14 protein-coding genes are annotated in these 17,664 nt (G+C 59.7%); 7 read left to right on the top strand and 7 right to left on the bottom strand.

Features of this window, described 5'->3' with window-relative positions:
* The first annotated feature begins 391 nt into the window (after positions 1–391).
* Positions 392–940, top strand: a complete 549-nt coding sequence (locus Q0864_RS05435) for a hypothetical protein (protein ID WP_298566746.1) — start codon at positions 392–394, stop codon at positions 938–940.
* Between the two features lie 103 nt (positions 941–1,043).
* Here Q0864_RS05435 and Q0864_RS05430 read toward each other — a convergent pair whose 3' ends face one another.
* The 3 genes from Q0864_RS05430 to ctaA form a co-directional block, all read right to left on the bottom strand.
* Positions 1,044–1,661, bottom strand: coding sequence for a transglutaminase-like cysteine peptidase (locus tag Q0864_RS05430; RefSeq protein ID WP_298566745.1), 618 nt, complete (start codon positions 1,659–1,661; stop codon positions 1,044–1,046).
* Positions 1,662–2,062: 401 nt separating this feature from the next.
* Positions 2,063–3,541 (bottom strand): carboxypeptidase M32, encoded by a 1,479-nt coding sequence (locus tag Q0864_RS05425; protein WP_298566744.1) that lies wholly within the window; start codon positions 3,539–3,541, stop codon positions 2,063–2,065.
* Positions 3,542–3,550: 9 nt separating this feature from the next.
* On the bottom strand, positions 3,551–4,699 hold the full coding sequence (gene ctaA / locus Q0864_RS05420; protein WP_298566742.1) for a heme A synthase: 1,149 nt from the start codon (positions 4,697–4,699) through the stop codon (positions 3,551–3,553).
* A gap of 234 nt (positions 4,700–4,933) precedes the next feature.
* Here ctaA and gyrA point away from each other — a divergent pair, with 234 nt between their 5' ends.
* From gyrA to gluQRS, 4 genes are all read left to right on the top strand, one after another.
* The gene (gene gyrA, locus Q0864_RS05415) at positions 4,934–7,663 is read left to right on the top strand and encodes a DNA gyrase subunit A (protein WP_298566792.1); all 2,730 of its coding nucleotides are present in this window, start codon (positions 4,934–4,936) and stop codon (positions 7,661–7,663) included.
* A 133-nt stretch (positions 7,664–7,796) separates the two neighbouring features.
* Positions 7,797–8,186 (top strand): VOC family protein, encoded by a 390-nt coding sequence (locus tag Q0864_RS05410; RefSeq protein ID WP_298566741.1) that lies wholly within the window; start codon positions 7,797–7,799, stop codon positions 8,184–8,186.
* A 43-nt stretch (positions 8,187–8,229) separates the two neighbouring features.
* On the top strand, positions 8,230–9,576 hold the full coding sequence (gene trmFO / locus Q0864_RS05405) for a methylenetetrahydrofolate--tRNA-(uracil(54)-C(5))-methyltransferase (FADH(2)-oxidizing) TrmFO (protein ID WP_298566740.1): 1,347 nt from the start codon (positions 8,230–8,232) through the stop codon (positions 9,574–9,576).
* A gap of 19 nt (positions 9,577–9,595) precedes the next feature.
* Positions 9,596–10,459, top strand: a complete 864-nt coding sequence (gene gluQRS / locus Q0864_RS05400) for a tRNA glutamyl-Q(34) synthetase GluQRS (protein ID WP_298566739.1) — start codon at positions 9,596–9,598, stop codon at positions 10,457–10,459.
* Here the strand turns inward: gluQRS and hisI are convergent.
* The gene (hisI, locus tag Q0864_RS05395; RefSeq protein ID WP_298566738.1) at positions 10,456–10,815 is read right to left on the bottom strand and encodes a phosphoribosyl-AMP cyclohydrolase; all 360 of its coding nucleotides are present in this window, start codon (positions 10,813–10,815) and stop codon (positions 10,456–10,458) included. The two genes, gluQRS and hisI, sit on opposite strands and share 4 nt — an antisense overlap.
* A 73-nt stretch (positions 10,816–10,888) precedes the next feature.
* On the opposite strand from hisI, the gene Q0864_RS05390 reads away from it, so the two are divergent.
* Both Q0864_RS05390 and Q0864_RS05385 read left to right on the top strand, forming a co-directional pair.
* On the top strand, positions 10,889–11,329 hold the full coding sequence (locus Q0864_RS05390) for an iron-sulfur cluster assembly scaffold protein (RefSeq protein WP_298566737.1): 441 nt from the start codon (positions 10,889–10,891) through the stop codon (positions 11,327–11,329).
* Positions 11,330–11,383: 54 nt separating this feature from the next.
* Positions 11,384–12,796: a methyl-accepting chemotaxis protein gene (locus Q0864_RS05385; protein ID WP_298566736.1), complete on the top strand. Its 1,413-nt coding sequence runs from the start codon at positions 11,384–11,386 to the stop codon at positions 12,794–12,796.
* Between the two features lie 187 nt (positions 12,797–12,983).
* Here Q0864_RS05385 and Q0864_RS05380 read toward each other — a convergent pair whose 3' ends face one another.
* From Q0864_RS05380 to ligA, 3 genes are all read right to left on the bottom strand, one after another.
* Positions 12,984–13,106 carry a hypothetical protein gene (locus tag Q0864_RS05380; protein ID WP_298566734.1) on the bottom strand — a complete coding sequence of 41 codons (123 nt, stop codon included), beginning with the start codon at positions 13,104–13,106 and terminating at the stop codon, positions 12,984–12,986.
* Between the two features lie 136 nt (positions 13,107–13,242).
* Positions 13,243–15,333, bottom strand: a complete 2,091-nt coding sequence (gene recG, locus Q0864_RS05375; RefSeq protein WP_298566733.1) for an ATP-dependent DNA helicase RecG — start codon at positions 15,331–15,333, stop codon at positions 13,243–13,245.
* 3 nt (positions 15,334–15,336) lie between these two features.
* On the bottom strand, positions 15,337–17,466 hold the full coding sequence (ligA, locus tag Q0864_RS05370) for an NAD-dependent DNA ligase LigA (RefSeq protein WP_298566732.1): 2,130 nt from the start codon (positions 17,464–17,466) through the stop codon (positions 15,337–15,339).
* Between the last annotated feature and the right edge of the window lie 198 nt (positions 17,467–17,664).

Below are 17,664 nucleotides of genomic sequence, written 5' to 3'. Positions count from 1 at the left end.
GACAGTTTACAACAAGTGTTGCAAATAGTGCTCACCAAACTAAGTGATTGTAAATGCGCCACTTCCAAGCGGTTTTCCGCCCAAAGTGCACGCTCGGCATAGACTGTTTCGAAAAACCCATTCGCAATCATGTCTCAAATGTGTCAATAATTTAGCCAAATAAAGAGAGTTTGCTCTCTACTGCTTGCACATTTGTTTGGAAAAATTTGCCGGAGGGGTCAAAATGGTTTCCACAAGAAAAGCGCTGACAGCGCTCCTATCAACTTGCACATTTCTAACGATGGCCAGCGCACCCGCGCTTGCTGAATCACAGGTTCGATGCACTATCGCAACGGCCGAAGCGTCGCTGGAGACAGAAACGCTTTGCACCTGCGACGTGGTGACACCGGGCATGCTGAGCTACATCCAGCGACAGGATGAATTCCTGTCCGTTCTCTCGAAAACGACCGAGGAATGTCCGGGCTTTGCTGCCGTTCTAGGCAACATGCCGACGGCGTCGATTGCGCCAGAGGAAGGCGAAGGCCGTGATCGCGTAAGCAGCATTGTTGCGAAAGTCATTGCGCGTGTAACTGGCAGTGGCGGCAACGGCGGCGGCGGCGGTAACGGCGGCGGCGGTGGTAACGGCGGCGGCGGTGGTAACGGCGGCGGCGGCGGTAATGGCGGCGGCGGCGGTAATGGCGGCGGCGGCGGTAATGGCGGCGGCGGCGGTAATGGCGGCGGCGGCGAAGGCGGCGGCAACGATGACGGTGGAGATACTGGCGGCAACGGTGACGGCGGCGATACCGGCGGCAACGGCGACGGCGGCGAAGGTGGTGACACCGGCCCGCGTGACGGCGGCGACCGCGGTTGTTCCGTCGGTGGCGGCGATGGTGGCGGACAGCTTTTGGTGCGTGCCAGGGTCCGTTCAGGCTGCGATGGTGGCGGATCCTACCCGCAATAGCGCCGAGCCGGTCTTAGACTGGATCGCTACAAAGTAAAAAAGGCGCGCAATATTGCGCGCCTTTGTTCGTTAGACCTGAAAGTATTTCAATTCTGAGCGCGGCTCAGCCGCCCAGAAACACGTTTACCCAACGTGACGGGCTGTTGGGATCTTGCATCCGGAGAAACACATAGCGCGTTTCTTTCCAGCTTCGGATCTTGTTGGTCATGTTGTCCAAAATCATGTCGCCTTTATCGGTGCGGAACACCAAGACAGCGTGGGAATTTCTTTTGCGATCCAGAACCGTAGCAATCAAAAGACGCTGCGGATCGATCCCTTTGCTGACCAATGCGCGTTTCTTTGCAAGGGCGTAGTCCTCACAATCGCCACCGCGTTTGGACGGGATGGTCCAGCGTTCGGCCACGCCGTATTGCTGGCTGTCCTCTACAGAGCGGGTGGTCCGGTTGACTTGCAAGTTGATCGCGTGCGCCAGCTTGATCTGCGCCGAGGTTACGGCTTTTGACGCCCGCGACTTGGCGCAGGCCCAATTGTAAGACCGGCACAGATTCTGTGCACCCGGAGGTGCCGCCGTCCGCCCCTTCGAGGCCAGGAAGGGTGACGCCGAGGCGGTGGTGGGCACAGAAGCCAACAGCACAAAGGCACTGAGCAACGAGGCAGCGACACCCATCAGAGTGGTGCGGCCGGTCCTTTGGCGCGTTCGGACACGGGATATCATCGTCATTCAGGTTCACCTCATCTATGCCACACGATCGACTTGCAGGGGCAAGACGTAAGTGAAGCTGCGTTTCGACACGAGCTACGGGAGGGTAGCCAAGACACCGTATTTGGCGAAAGTGACCGAAAGCTGGCCTGCGTGGGACTTAACTGCATCATTTTCACGCCACAGCCTAACGCCTGAACCGTTAAGCGCGGATTACCGCCGAAATCACTTGTTCCGCACGTTTTCCATGCGCATTATTCTGCCGAAACCCGCCATGCGTGCATCATTTGTTCCGCTCAAACTGGGAAAGAATGTGGCAGCGGTTGTCACATTCGGGCGCGATTGCCTCAATCCGAGCGGTGGTCAGGGCAGGCTGATTCTTCCAGGCGGAAGACCCCGACGGCGCATGCCCGCGCCCTGCCCTACAGCCGGTAAATCTCTGAAAACTTGGCTTCGAGGTAGGACAGAAGCGGCTCCACCGACACCGGTGCTCCAGTCGCCAGTTCGACCGTTCGTTTCGGTGTATGAAGCGCGCCGTGCCGTTGCACCTTGTCTTTCAACCAGGCCGTGGCATATGTGGCGTCGCCTGCGGCAAGGTGCGCATCCACATCAGGCAGATCGGCACGCAGGGCGCTGTGAAGACAGCCCGCATACACATTGCCAAGACTATATGTCGGGAAATACCCAAACAGCCCTACTGCCCAATGCACATCCTGCAACACCCCGTTCGAGGCGCGATCGACCTGATAGCCGAAATCCGCTTCGAAGCGCGCGTTCCACGCGTCCTCCAGATCCGCTACATCCAGCTGCCCTGCGATCAGCCGACGTTCAAGGTCGAAGCGCAGCATCACATGCAGGTTATATTGCACCTCGTCGGCTTCGGTGCGGATAAACCCCTTCTCAAGTCGGTTTACCGTGCCATAGAAGGCATCCGCATCGCTGGCCGGGGCATAGCCGAAACGCTGTTCCATCTGCCCGTAGAGCCAGCCCGTGAAGGCCTGCGAGCGTCCGATCTGGTTTTCATACAGCCGTGATTGGCTTTCGTGCACCCCCATCGACGCACCGCGTCCAATCGGAGTCAGCAGATAGGCGCGGTCCACATTCTGCTCATAGCAGGCGTGCCCGACCTCGTGGATGGTCGAATAGATGCAGTTGAACGGGTCATGCTTGTTGGTGCGCGTGGTGATGCGCACATCCAACCCAGAGCCTGAGCTGAACGGATGGACGGCCGTATCAAGCCGCCCATGGGTCATGTCATAGCCGAAGGTCTTCGCCAGCTTGCGGGCCAGTTTGATCTGCTTTTTTGCCGGATAGGCTCCTATCACCTTCTGGGGTGGGTGAGCTGCCCCAAGGGCCGCGTCGCGCAGTCGGACCAGACGGGGGCGCATCGCGTCGAACATCCCCTGTATCTCTGATCCCGAGGCGCCGGGCTCATAGTCATCCAGCAGCGCATCATAAAGATCGCCGCCAGCGGCCAGCGCCGCAGCCTCTTCGCGGCGCAGCGATACGATCTCGGCCAACACAGGTTTGAACGCGGCGACATCATCGGCCGCGCGGGCCTCGGCCCAGCGGCGTTGCGCGGCCGAGGTTGCGCGCGCGATCGCGGTCGACAACGCGACGGGCACCTTGTCAGCACGGTCCCGGGCGCGTTTGATTTCGCGCAGTTGGGCTGCATCTGTGGGCGACAAGGTGCTTGCGTCGATGGCGGCCAGCCAGTCGCGCACCTTTGGGTCGATCCGACGGGCGTGCAACACATTCTCGATGGCGGCCATTTCGTCGGCGCGCTGCGCCCCTGCCCCGTCTGGCATCACCGTTTCCTGGTCCCAGCCAAGCCGCCCGGCAATCTCGCTCAGCGCCTGCGTGTCACGCTGGAAACGCATCAGGTCGTCGAATGCTGTCATGGTCATCGCCTAGCCTCGGATAGATTGTTCGGCGGGGTAGCCTGCCAGGAAACGCGCGTTCAGGATCAGGACCCAGGTCAGGATCGCGCCCACCTGATGGGTGATCGCAACATGCAAGGGCGAGGCTTGCAGAACCGTCGTGATCCCCAGCACCGCTTGCCCAAGCACCATCAGACCCGCCAGAGTGTAAGCCGTGCGCACCATTTGGTTGCCCGACCGGCGTGACACCCGCCACACGACGAAGGCAAAAATGACCAGCAGGTAGCCGACAATCCGGTGCATGAACTGCACAAGCCCTGCGTTTTCGAAAAAGTTTCGCCAGATCGGGCTTAGGTCGAACGCGTCGGGCGGAAAGATCTGTCCCGCCATCCAGGGCCAGTCCACGAACGAGCGCCCTGCGTCGATGCCCGCGACCAGCGCGCCCAACAGGATCTGCAGAAACGCAAGATGAAGAAGACCTGTGCCCATGCCAAACAGCTTGGTTTCGCGCAGGCGACGGGCGGTCATCAGGTCGGCTTCGCGCCGTCCAAGCAGCAAGATGAACCAGGCGATAAGCCCAAGGATGATGAACGCCAGACCCAGATGGATCGCCAGCCGGTAAGATGCCACATCCACCCGGTCGCCCGACAGGCCAGAGGATACCATCCACCAGCCGATAGCACCTTGAAGCCCCCCAAGCACGCCCAGCAACGCCAATCGTCCGGTCCAACCATTCGGGATTTTTCGGGCCGCCAGAAATCCGAAGAAACCGATCGCCCAGACCAAACCGATAAAGCGGCCAAGCTGACGATGTCCCCATTCCCACCAATAGATCGCCTTGAAGTCAGCCAGATCCATACTGCTGTTTTGCAACTGGAATTCGGGGATCTTCTGGTATTTTGCGAACTCGGCCGCCCATGCAGCGTCGGATGTGGGGGGCATGGCGCCGGTGAACGGCGCCCATTCGGTGATCGACAGCCCGGAATCAGTCAGCCGGGTCAACCCGCCGACCACGACCATCGCGGCGACCAGTGCAAACAGCACCAACAGCCATATCCGCACCGCACCGCGCGCCGCGCCGCCACCCGATCCGCGTTCGATCATCCCTGTGGCGACGGTCTTTCGGTCACCTTGCGTGTCCGTGCCGACCTCTTCAAAAATGCTGCGGGGCTTTGTCATCTGGCTCTCCCAATCGCTTCGGCGCGATATTCCTTTACTTGAGCCCGAATGCCAAGGGGGCAAGGGGCAGGAAAAAGTTGGAAATCCGAAGGTTATCGCCAAAGGTCCAGTCCTTTTGGTTGCCCCTGTCTCAACCCCGATGATATAGTCAGCACAACCATATATTGTGTGACCCACACCAAAACGGCGGACAACGTGACAGATACCCCTGAAGCACCTGAAAACGAAGGCGAAATGCCGCCTGAACGCCCCACCTATGATGGCCCGCAAATCTCGATCGAAGAGGAGATGAAAAGCTCCTATCTCGATTATGCGATGAGCGTGATCGTCAGCCGGGCGATTCCCGACCTGCGTGACGGTCTTAAACCGGTCCACAGGCGCATCCTGTATGCGATGTACGGCACCGGAAACACCCATGACAAACCGTATCGGAAATCGGCCCGACCGGTTGGCGACACGATGGGGAAATTCCACCCCCACGGTGACAGCGCGATCTATGACGCGCTGGTGCGCATGGCGCAGCCGTTCTCGATGTCGCTGCCGCTTCTGGATGGTCAGGGCAATTTCGGCTCAATGGACGGCGATAACGCCGCTGCCATGCGGTATACCGAAGTGCGGATGGACAAACCGGCCGCCTCCTTGTTGGCGGATATCGAGAAAGACACGGTCGATTTTCAGGACAACTACGACGGTAAAGACCTTGAACCGACCGTCCTGCCCGCGCGCTTTCCCAACATGCTTGTCAATGGTGCCGGCGGCATCGCGGTTGGCATGGCCACCAATATCCCGCCCCACAATTTGGGCGAAGTGGTCGACGCCACGCTGGCGCTGATCGAAAACCCGGATCTGAGCTCGGAAGGGTTGATGGAGTATGTCCCCGGCCCCGACTTCCCGACCGGCGGCATCATGCTTGGGCGCTCTGGTGCCCGCAAAGCCTATCTTGAGGGGCGCGGCAGCGTCATTATTCGCGCCAAGACCCGGATCGAGGAGATCCGCAAAGATCGCTATGCCATCGTGCTGGACGAGATCCCGTATCAGGTCAACAAGGCCTCGATGATCGAAAAGATCGCCGAATTGGTGCGCGAAAAGAAGCTGGAGGGAATTTCCAGCGTTCAGGATGAAAGCGACCGGATCGGCGTGCGCGTGGTTGTCGAACTGAAGCGCGATGCGACCGCCGAGGTCGTGTTGAACCAGTTGTTCCGCTATACGCAGATGCAGACCTCGTTCGGGTGCAATATGCTGGCGTTGAATGGCGGACGCCCAGAACAACTGACGCTTTACGATTTCCTGAGCTATTTCATAACGTTCCGCGAAGAAGTTGTCACGCGCCGCACGGCGTTTGACTTGCGCAAGGCACGCGAACGCAGCCATGTGCTGTGTGGTCTGGCCGTTGCCGTTTCGAACGTGGATGAGGTCGTCGCGACCATCCGCGCCTCGCATGATCCGGCCGATGCCCGCGCCAAGCTTATGGAACGCCGATGGCCGGCGCATGACATCGCCGAATATATTCAGTTGATCGATGATCCAAGCCACAAGATGAACGAGGATGGGACCTATAACCTGTCCGAAGCACAGGCCCGCGCCATCTTGGAATTGCGCCTGCAACGCCTGACGGCGATGGGGGTGAAGGAAGTCACCGACGAACTGCAAGATCTTGCCGCCAAGATACGCGACTACCTGGATATTCTGCGTTCGCGCGACCGGATCATGGCGATCATCTCGGATGAACTACGCGAGGTGAAAGACGCCTTCGCCGTGCCGCGCAGAACCCAGATCGTGGACTGGTCCGGCGACATGGACGACGAAGACCTGATCGAGCGCGAAGACATGGTCGTGACGGTGACCGAAACCGGCTATATCAAGCGCACGCCTCTGGCCGATTTCCGCGCGCAAAAGCGCGGCGGCAAGGGGCTGTCCGGGATGCAGACCAAGGAAGAGGATGTGGTGACCACTTTGTTCGTGGCCAACACCCATACGCAGCTTTTGTTCTTCACCACCGAAGGCATGGTCTACAAGCTGAAGACATGGCGTCTGCCGCAAGGGGGACGCACCGCCAAGGGCAAGGCCATCGTGAATATTCTGCCCATCCCGCCCGGTGTGTCCGTGGCGGCGATCATGCCTGTGGATGCGCCTGAAGAGGATTGGGACGATCTGCAAATCTTCTTTGCGACCACCGCCGGTGGCGTGCGCCGTAACGCGCTGTCAGACTTCACCAATGTGAAATCAAACGGCAAGATCGCCATGAAGCTTCCCGAGGGCGTCGAAATGGTCGATGCGCGGATCTGCACCGATGAAGACGACATCATGCTGGTGACCGCATCAGGGCGTGCCATCCGGTTCCCGACCACCGAAGTGCGTGTGTTCAAGGGCCGCGATTCGATCGGCGTGCGCGGCATCAGGCTTGTGAACGACGGCGACAAGGTCGTGTCGATGTCGGTGATCCGACATTTCGAAGCGACAGCCGACGAACGCGCCGCCTACCTCAAGATGCGTCGCGCCATGGCGGGGGCTGATGATGAAGGTGCCGACGAGCCCGAAGGCGACATAACGCCCGAGCGGTTTGAAGAAATGCAAGCCGCCGAGGACTTGATCCTGACCATCACCTCTGGCGGTGCGGGCAAGATCAGTTCGTCGCATGACTATCCGGTGCGTGGACGCGGCGGTCAGGGTGTGGCCGCGATGGACAAGGCGATGCGTGGCGGCACCCTTGTGGCGTCGTTCCCGGTCGCGCAGGAGGACCAGATCATGCTGGCCACGTCCAAGGGCCAGTCGATCCGGTGCCCCGTCGACGGCATCAGCTTCCGGTCACGCGGCGCAGGTGGCGTCAAAGTGTTCAACACCGGCAAAGGCGAAGAGGTCGTGTCGGTCGCGCGGATTGCCGAGCAGTCGGATGAGGATACCAGCGACGAGCTTGCCTCTGACACCGAGGTCGTGAGCGAAAGCGATGCAGGGACAGACACCTGACGTCGCAGCACCATTCAGGACACCATGGATCGCGTGACCATTGTCACCGGACCCATGGTGTCCTTTCTCCGCCGTCTTGGCTTGACGTTTTCTCAAGCGACACGCCTTGCACCACGGCGAAGTGAGGTCACACGTGAACAACAGACTTGGCCTGATTGCCTTCCTGACCGACGATTATGATCGCGCGATCTCTTGGTTTCAGGAGGCGTTGCAGTTCGTTTTGCTGGAAGACACCGACATGGGCCACGGCAAGCGTTGGGTGCGCATGGCGCCTCAGCACGACGCACAAACCGCGTTTCTGATCGCGCGCGCTACAGGTGATCAGCGGCGCGCCGTCGGAAATCAGGCCGGCGGGCGCGTCGGGCATTTTCTGTTCACAGATGATTTCGACGCGATGTATGCCCATATGACGAAGGCCGGCGTCACCTTCCGCGAAGAGGCCCGCCACGAACCCTATGGGACTGTCGCCGTGTTCGAAGATCTGCACGGCAACCTTTGGGATCTGCTGCAACCAAAACGCTAATGCGCCTCTTCCCTTTTCGCACGCGTTCGCCTATCTGCGGCACATGACTGAAAAGACCCTTCATATTGTCGGCGGCGGCATGGCCGGATCCGAAGCAGCGTGGCAAGCGGCGCACATGGGCGTCGATGTGGTGCTGCATGAAATGCGCCCGAACGTTGGCACCTTTGCCCACCAATCCGGCGATTTCGCTGAAATGGTGTGCTCCAATTCGTTCCGTTCTGACGACGACGAACAAAACGCTGTGGGCTTGCTGCATTGGGAAATGCGCAAGGCCAACGGGGTCATCATGGCAACGGCCGACGAAAACCGCCTGCCTGCCGGTGGTGCGCTTGCCGTCGACCGCGAGGCCTTTGCGCAAGCCGTCACCGCCAAGCTGCGCGCCCTGCCGAATGTCCGGGTCGATTACGGCGAGATCACTGACCTACCCGATGACGGCAGCTGGATTTTCGCCACCGGTCCGCTCACCTCACCCGCGCTTGGCGAAGCGATTGCACGCGAAACCGGCACGGACCGGTTGGCGTTTTTCGATGCCATCGCCCCCATCGTCTATGCCGACAGCATCGACATGGACGTGGTTTGGGCGCAGTCGCGTTATGACAAGGGCGACACGGAAGAAGAGCAGAAGGCCTACCTTAACTGCCCGATGACCAAGCCGCAGTATGAAGCGTTCATCGACGCGCTTCTGGCCGCTGACAAGACCGAATTTCACGACGGCGAAACCGCCACCTATTTCGACGGCTGCCTGCCGATCGAGGTGATGGCCGAGCGTGGCCGTGAAACGTTGCGTTTTGGACCGATGAAACCCATTGGTCTGACAAACGCCCATAAACCCGAAGACAAGCCCTATGCGGTGGTTCAACTTCGCCGTGATAACGCATTGGGCACGCTTTATAATATCGTTGGCTTTCAAACCAAGATGAAATACGGGGCGCAGACCGATGTATTCAAGACGATCCCAGGGTTGGAGAACGCTTCCTTCGCGCGTCTGGGTGGGATTCATCGCAACACCTTCATGAATTCGCCGACGCTGCTGGATGACCAGATGCGCTTGAAGTCGCGTCCCAACCTGCGCTTTGCGGGACAGGTGACCGGGGTCGAAGGATACGTGGAAAGTGCCGCAATGGGCTTGCTGGCAGGTCGCATGGCCGCGGCCGAGATCCTTGGCCGCCCCCTTCCGAAGCTGCCGCAAGACACCGCTATGGGTGCCCTGATCCATCACATCACCGGCGGCGCTGAGGCGAAAACCTTTCAGCCGATGAACGTCAACTTCGGGCTGTTTCGCCCCGTTGACGGGTTGAAAGGCGGGCGACGCGGTCGAAAAGACCGCTACAAAGCCTATACGGACCGCGCGAAAGCAGCGTGGACCGATTGGCTTTCGGCCTTTGACTGACATGAAGTGTGGAGCGTAAATGTCTGTATTCACGACACGTTTCGCGCCATCGCCCACAGGGCCGCTTCATCTGGGTCACGCTTACTCGGCGTTGCTAGCTTTCTCGATGGCCCGCACCGCGGGTGGTCGTTTTTTGTTGCGCATAGAAGACATCGACCGGGCGCGTTCCAAACCGCATTGGGAAACGCAAATTTTTGATGATCTGCAGTGGCTGGGTGTCCGCTGGGACGCCCCCCCGATCCGCCAACAAGATCGCCAGCCTGCCTATGATACGGCCCTGCAGACCCTTTGGGCCAAGGGCTTGCTTTATCCATGCCACTGCACGCGCCGCGACATCGCCGATGCCGCCAGTGCCCCTCAGGAAGGTGCGTCGCCGGCGATTGGTCCCGACGGGGTGATCTATCCCGGCACCTGCCGCCCGGCCACGCCCCCCACCGGTCCGTTGCCCCGTGATACTGCCTTGCGCCTCGACATGGCGCGGGCGACGGCGTCCAAGACCTATCGGTTTTTCGAAACCGGCGCAGGTCCTGACGCTGAGACCGGGTCCATCACCTTCAGCGGCGACGACGCAGTGCGCGACATAGGCGATATCGTGTTGGCACGCAAAGCGATGGGAACCTCCTATCACCTAGCCGTTGTGGTGGACGACGCGGCACAAGACATCACGCATGTGGTTCGCGGTCAGGACCTGTTCGCCGCCACCCGTATCCACGTGATCTTGCAAGAGCTTCTGGGCCTGCCCCAACCAATCTTCCATCACCACCGACTGATCCGTGACGAAACAGGCAAGCGCCTCGCAAAACGCGATGATGCGCGCGCGATTTCGATGTATCGCGCTGAAGGCAAATCGCCGGACGACATCCGAAAGATGGTTGGGCTTTAGGCCATAGGCTCCATCAACGTGACAGCTTCGCCATCCCTCACGGCCGTGTAGAAACAACTTCGCCGGTTTGTATGGCAGGCAGGGCCTGTCTGCCGCACCTGAACCAGCAGGCAATCACGATCGCAATCGAGGCGGAAATCGACCAGCTCTTGCACATGGCCCGAGCTTTCCCCTTTCACCCAAAAGCTCTGACGGGATCGCGACCAGTAGGTCACGCGCCCGGTCTCAAGCGTGCGCCGCACGGACTCTTCGTTCATCCACGCCATCATCAGAACCTCGCCACTGTCGACATCCTGTGCGATGGCCGGGATCAGACCCGTCGCATCATAGATCAATTCACGCGCGTCGAATTTCATGGCCCGTCCTTTCCAATCTTCCACCTGCCCCTTATGTAGTCCGATACAACAATAGGCGAAAGGCGGGATGACAATGAGCGACAGTGACCTGATCAAGCTCTATTCTAAGCAGATACTGGCTCTGGCCGCTGCCATTCCGCATCTTGGAAAGCTTGACGCACCAGACGCCGAGGCTAAGGCACGCTCCCCCCTGTGCGGGTCCATGGTGTCTGTCGGGCTCACTCTTAAGGACGATATCGTGACCGGGTTTGCCCAAAACGTAAAAGCCTGTGCGCTTGGGCAAGCCTCGGCGGCGGTTTTGGGCAAGGTTGTGATCGGGCTTGATGCGCAAACACTTGCGCGGGGCCGCGAAGAATTGCACGCGATGTTGGCAAAGAACGGCCCCGTGCCATCCGCACCCTTCGAGGGCTACGAGTCTTTGCTGCCCGCGCGCGAGTTCAAAAACCGCCATGCCTCGATCTTGCTACCGCTGGATGCCACGCTTGCAGCGATTGAAAAGGCGCGCAGCAGTTAAGCACCTGATAAGACCTCTGCTGTATCACCGAGCCACGTGAAACATGTGGCGGTCATGATCGAAAACCAAGCTTTCCCAATTCCGGACGCATCAAAGCAGGGCCTTGATGACATCGCCCGCGCGGCGGCGGAACTTGGCTTCAAGATCGTCGATGTTGCTGGATTTCTGGCAGATGTCGATATGATGGCCGGCCAGCAAAAACAGTCGATCGAGGCACTTACCCGGCAGTCCCAGCACGTTCTCGCATCGAACGCGACAGTTCTAACCACGCTGCATGACCTGATGAGCCGTGCGCAAACCAACGCGCAATCCGCCAAAGCCACAGCCGATCAGGTCGAAACAAACGCCCAGCAGGCACAAGGCATCGCGCAATGGGTCAACGCGCTGGCCGACCAGATGGCACAGATGACCGACACCTTGCGCAACATCCACAAAAGCAACGAACAAATCGCGTCGATTGCCGCGCAGGTCAACATCCTTGCGGTGAATGCCAAGATCGAAGCCGCTCGCGCAGGTGACGCGGGGCGTGGCTTCGCGGTTGTCGCCGCAGCAATCAACGAATTGTCCGCCAAGACAACCAAAACCGCCGAGAATATATTCTCGGATGTGGATGCGTTGACACGGACTGTAGGCACCCTGAACAGCCAATCCGCGGATGTTGCGACTGAGGCTGGGCGCGTCATAGAAAGCTCGGTCGCGATCACGACCGCAAGTCAAGATCTGGCCGAACGGGCTGCGAAAAACGCGCACGCGACCCGCCAAATAAAGACCGAGGCTGAAACCGTCGGCGCATTGGTTTCCGACTTTCTGCCCGCGTTCGAAAGTATCAGCGGGTGCGCGGCCAAAACCGCCACCGGTGTTCACCATGTCAGCCAGCAAACCAATGGTATGATCGACCTGTCTGAACGGATGGTCCAGCTTACGGTCGGGCTGGGTGTGGTGTCCGGGGACCGGCAATTCATCGAACGGGTCCAAAGCGACGCGCGCCAAATTGCGAAACGGTTTGAGCACGCTTTGGACACGCAGTTGATCACCGAAGCCGCGCTGTTTTCAGAAACCTACCACGTGATCCCAGGAAGCAATCCACAACAGGTGATGGCACCATTCACACGTCTGACCGACAGCATATTGCCCGAGATACTGGAAGCCGCATTGACCAGCGACGCGCGCGTTGTGTTTTGTGCTGCGGTCGATCAACGCGGCTACCTGCCCACACACAACAAGTGCTTTTCGCATCCCCAAAGTGACGATCCGGTCTGGAACATGGCGCATTGCCGGAACCGAAGGATTTTTGACGACCGTGTCGGCCTGAAAGCCGGGCAATCCACCGCCCCGTTTCTGCTGCAAGTCTATCGTCGTGACATGGGCGGCGGGCAATTCGCGTTAATGAAGGACCTGTCGGCGCCAATCGTGGTGAACGGCCGCCATTGGGGCGGCTTGCGCATGGCCTATTTGGCCGATGCATAAAAAAACCGCCGCACTCCTGGCAGGGAGGCGGCGGAAGGTAGCGGGACGGGTTTTCGGGGTCCGGTGTGGGAAAGAGGCAGTCACACCGGGTCTTGGGACAAGTGACGGGCAGTGAACCGTCATGATACATCGCATTTGGGACATGATGCAGTGTCCGGACCCTCCGCAGGCAGAAACTGGATTGGGGTTAGATCGCCCCGGGCAGATGAAGCGCTCCAAAAAGAACAACCAACAGGCACATGCCACCGACGGCATCCTGCCAAATTGTGGCGGATGATCGGGACAATACAGCTTTCATTTCGTTCAGCATGACAAACTCTCCTGCGCTCTGTTTCGGTGGGGTCTTCGTGAACCACATCACCTTTGTTGCTATTTTGTTCGCATATTTGCGCGCGGTTTGTAAAGAACTTTTTAAGAACATTTGTGAACTTATGAGAACAAATGGGCTAACCCACTGAAATCAAACGAATGGCTTCGTCCTGCCGCATCAGCCACAGTAGAACGCGTGCCGCATGCCCCCGTGCGGTCGTCAGATCGGGGTCTTGATGCAACAGAAGACGCGCGTCTTTCTGGGCCACGGCCATCAAAGCCGCCTGATGTTCAAGATCTCCAACCCAGAACCGTGGCAGACCGGACTGCGCGGTCCCCAACACGTCCCCGGCCCCGCGCATTTCCAAATCCGCCTCGGAAATCACGAACCCATCTTCGGTGTCGCGCATCACCGACAGGCGTTTCTCGCCGCTTTCGGTCAGGGGCGGGTGATACAGCAGCAAACAGGTCGACGCCGTCTGCCCCCGGCCCACCCGTCCGCGCAGCTGGTGCAGTTGGGCCAGCCCGAAGTGCTCGGCGCGTTCGATCACCATGATCGAGGCATTGGGCACGTCCACGCCAACTTCGATCACCGTCGTTGCTACCAACAGCCGGGTGTCGCCAGCGACGAAGGCGGCCATTGCGGCATCTTTTTCGGCGGGCGGCATTTGCCCATGCACCAGACCAACCACGCCCTCGCCCAGGTCTGCGCGCAGAAGCTTGAACCGTTCCTCGGCGGCCGTCATGTCCATCACTTCGCTTTCTTCGACCAAGGGACAAACCCAATAGGCCTGTGCGCCGTCGTCAATCGCGCGGCGCAACCGTTCGATCACTTCGTCAATGCGGCCGTCGGACACAAGCACGGTCTTGATCGGCTTTCGCCCCGGTGGCTTTTCATCCAGCACCGACACATCCATATCGCCATACTGGGCAAGCGCCAAACTGCGCGGAATCGGTGTGGCTGTCATCACAAGCACGTCCGAGGCCTGCCCTTTTGCCCCAAGCTCCATGCGTTGCGAGACACCAAACCGGTGCTGTTCATCCACGACGGCAAGTCGAAGGTCTTGGAAAACGACATCTTTCTGAAACACCGCATGGGTGCCGACAAGAATGTGAATGTCGCCCCGCGCCAAGGCTTCAAGCTTGGATCGCCTTTCGGCCCCCTTGTCACGCCCCGTCAGCAGTGCGACCACGACCCCCGCCGCTTCGGCCAACGGGCGGATCGCTTCAAGATGCTGAGCGGCCAAGATCTCGGTCGGGGCCATCATGACGCCCTGCCCGCCGGCCTCGACCGCGACCAGAAGCGACAGCAAAGCGACCAGCGTCTTGCCAGAGCCCACATCGCCCTGCAGCAACCGGTTCATCCTTTGACCCGACGCCATATCGGCTGCAATTTCTTCGACCGCACGACGTTGTGCTGCTGTGGGCGCATAGGGCAAGGCCGCCAATACCTTCTCCTGCAACTGCCCGGTGCCAACGCTGAGCCGTCCCTTGCCACGGCGCACCTTTGCGCGTGCAAGCGCAAGTGTCAGCTGATGGGCGAAGAACTCGTCATAGGCCAAGCGGCGGCGCGCGGGCGATTGGGGCGACAGGTCATCGGCGCCTTGTGGGGTATGGGCCTGTCGCAATGCCATGTGCCAGTCCGGCCAATGTTCGCGCGACTTCAACTCCGGGTCGATCCATTCCTTCAACACAGGCAAACGGGTCAGCACCTCGCCGACTCCCTTGGCGATGGTGCGTCCGGTAATGCCCGCAGTCAGCCGGTATACCGGTTCGTAATCGGGTATTTCATCAACATCATTTGGCGGCAGGATGTAGTCGGGATGCGCGATCTGCAAGGCACCATCAAAGGCCTCGACCTTGCCCGAGATCACACGGGTTTCGCCTTCAGGCAATTGCTTTGAAAGCCAGTTTGCATTTGCGTGGAAAAACACCAGATCGAAGGTGGTCAGGGCGTCTTTGACCTCGATCCGATAGGGGGCGGTTCGTGTGCGACCCGGGCGGTGCTTCAACACCTCGATTTCGACCGTGGCGATTTCGCCAAGCTGCACCTCGGTCACCGAGGCGCGAAATTTGCGGTCGATCCCTGCATGCGGCAACCAGAACAGCAAATCGCGCGGGAGCGTAATACCAAGCGTTCCCAGACCTTTGGCCGTCTTTTCGCCAATGCCGCCCAGCGTTTCAAGCTTGGCAAACAGGGGAAACAGAATTTCGGGTCGCGTCGCCATGATCTAACCGTCTCCGATCAAGGCCAACCAGCCGTCTTCGTCAAGCGTTTTGATCCCAAGCTCGGCGGCCTTCTTGGCTTTCGAACCAGCACCGGGTCCGGCCACCAACAGATCTGTCTTGGCCGAGACCGAGCCTGAGACCTTCGCGCCCAATGCTTCGGCGCGCGATTTGGCTTCGGCGCGTGTCATCTTTTCCAATGTGCCGGTGAACACCACGGTCTTGCCGGCGACGGGACTGCCATCAGTCTTGGGGGCCTGCACGGGTTGAACATCCAAAGCCGCGACCAGCCGGTCAATCGACGCCCGTTCAGCCTCTTGCGCAAAACTGGCCACCAACGACCCGGCCATCACGGCGCCAACACCGTCGATGGACACCAATTCATCCCATGCAGACGAGTCTGTCCCAGCGGCTGTCACCGCAGCCTCAAACGCGTCCCAGGTTGCGTAATGCCTTGCCAATAGATTTGATGCGCTTTCGCCAACATGCCGAAGACCAAGCGCAAAAATCAATCTATTCAAGGGGATTGTGCGGCGTTCTTCAATCGCTGCGAAGAGCTTCTCGGCGCTTTTTTCGCCCCAGCCATCACGGTTTTTCAACCGCGCGAGCTGCGCCTTGTCACGCGCGGCCAAGGTAAAGATATCCACTGGCTCGCGGATTGGCAGGTTTGGATCGTTGTAGAACGCCTCGACCTGCTTGGCCCCAAGGCCTTCGATGTCAAACGCGCCGCGTGATACAAAATGCTTCAGTTTCTCAACGGCTTGTGCGGGGCAGATAATGCCGCCTGTGCAGCGACGCACCGCGTCCCCTTCTTCGCGGATCGCGTCAGACCCGCATTCGGGGCAGTGTGTTGGAAACACATATGGCTTTGCATCCGCAGAACGTCGGTCCAGATCCACATCTGACACTTTGGGGATCACGTCACCGGCGCGATACAGTTCGACCCAGTCACCGATGCGGATGTCCTTGCCGCCGCGAATGGTGTCGCCCTTGCTGTCGCGTGCGGCGATATAGTCCTCGTTATGCAGTGTCGCGTTGGACACGACAACGCCGCCCACAGTCACGGGTGTCAGGCGCGCAACGGGGCTGAGCGCGCCGGTGCGCCCGACCTGAATGTCGATCGCTTCGAGACGGGTCCAGGCGCGTTCAGCCGGAAATTTATGCGCTATCGCCCAGCGGGGCGTGGTCGACCGAAACCCAAGTCGGGCCTGAAGGCCAAGGTCATCGACCTTATAAACGACCCCGTCGATGTCATAACCCAATGTGGCGCGCTGGGATTCTATTTCGTGGTAATGCGCCAATAGCGCTTTCAGGTCCGTGAACCGCCGGGTCAGCGTGTTGGTCTGGAACCCGAGCGTTTCCAGACGTTTCACAGCCTCCATCTGGGTGCTGGCAAGCTGGGCGGACAAGGCCCCCCAGGCGTAGGCGAAGAACCTCAGCGGTCGATCTGCGGTGATTGACGCATCCAGCTGCCTCAGTGATCCGGCCGCCGCATTGCGCGGATTGGCAAAGGTCTTGCCGCCACGTGCGGCCTGGCGTTCATTCAGCGCGGCGAAATCGGCATGCGACATATAAACTTCGCCGCGCACTTCCAACACCTCGGGCGCGTCGGTCAGGGTGTCGGGGATATCGGCGATGGTGCGCACGTTGTCTGTCACGTTCTCCCCAACAGCGCCATCGCCACGGGTTGCCGCGTGGACCAAACGCCCGTTTTCATACCGGATCGACAGGGACAGTCCGTCGATCTTGGGTTCTGCCGTGTAAGCAAGCGGCGCGGTGTCCGACAGGCCCAGAAAGGACCGCACCCGGCCGTCGAAATCAACCACGTCCTGATCGTCGAAGGCGTTACCAAGCGACAACATCCGCACCTCGTGGGTGATTTTGGAAAATCCCTCGGACGGGGCCGCCCCCACCTGTTCACTGGGACTGTCGGCACGTTTGAGGTCAGGAAACTTCGCCTCGATCGCGCTGTTGCGCCGTTTTGCCGCGTCATAGGCAGCATCCGAAATTTCGGGTGCATCTTCTTGATAATACGCTGCATTCGCGCGCGACAAGATTGCACCGAGCCGTGCCAGTTCGGCGCGTGCATCGTCTTTGGTCAGTTTGTCCAGGTCAATTTCGGCGGTCGCGCGCATGGCCCAAGCATACTCCTTTTCAATTGTGATAGGCCCGTGCCGCGCCTTCGTCCAGTCCCGTTGCAGCTCGATCGCCCGACATGACGACCGCAACCCTTTGAAAAAAGGCGCAATCACCCGTGTTTCAAGGCGTCGGCTATTGCCGAACCTGATGCGAGTCCCTAAGTTCCGTTGGGAAGCTCTGGGGAATGCGCATTC

It is taken from the genome of uncultured Aliiroseovarius sp., from assembly GCF_947497285.1.
In the GTDB taxonomy this organism is placed as follows: Bacteria; Pseudomonadota; Alphaproteobacteria; order Rhodobacterales; family Rhodobacteraceae; genus Aliiroseovarius.
This window is presented reverse-complemented; position numbering and strand designations above follow the sequence as displayed.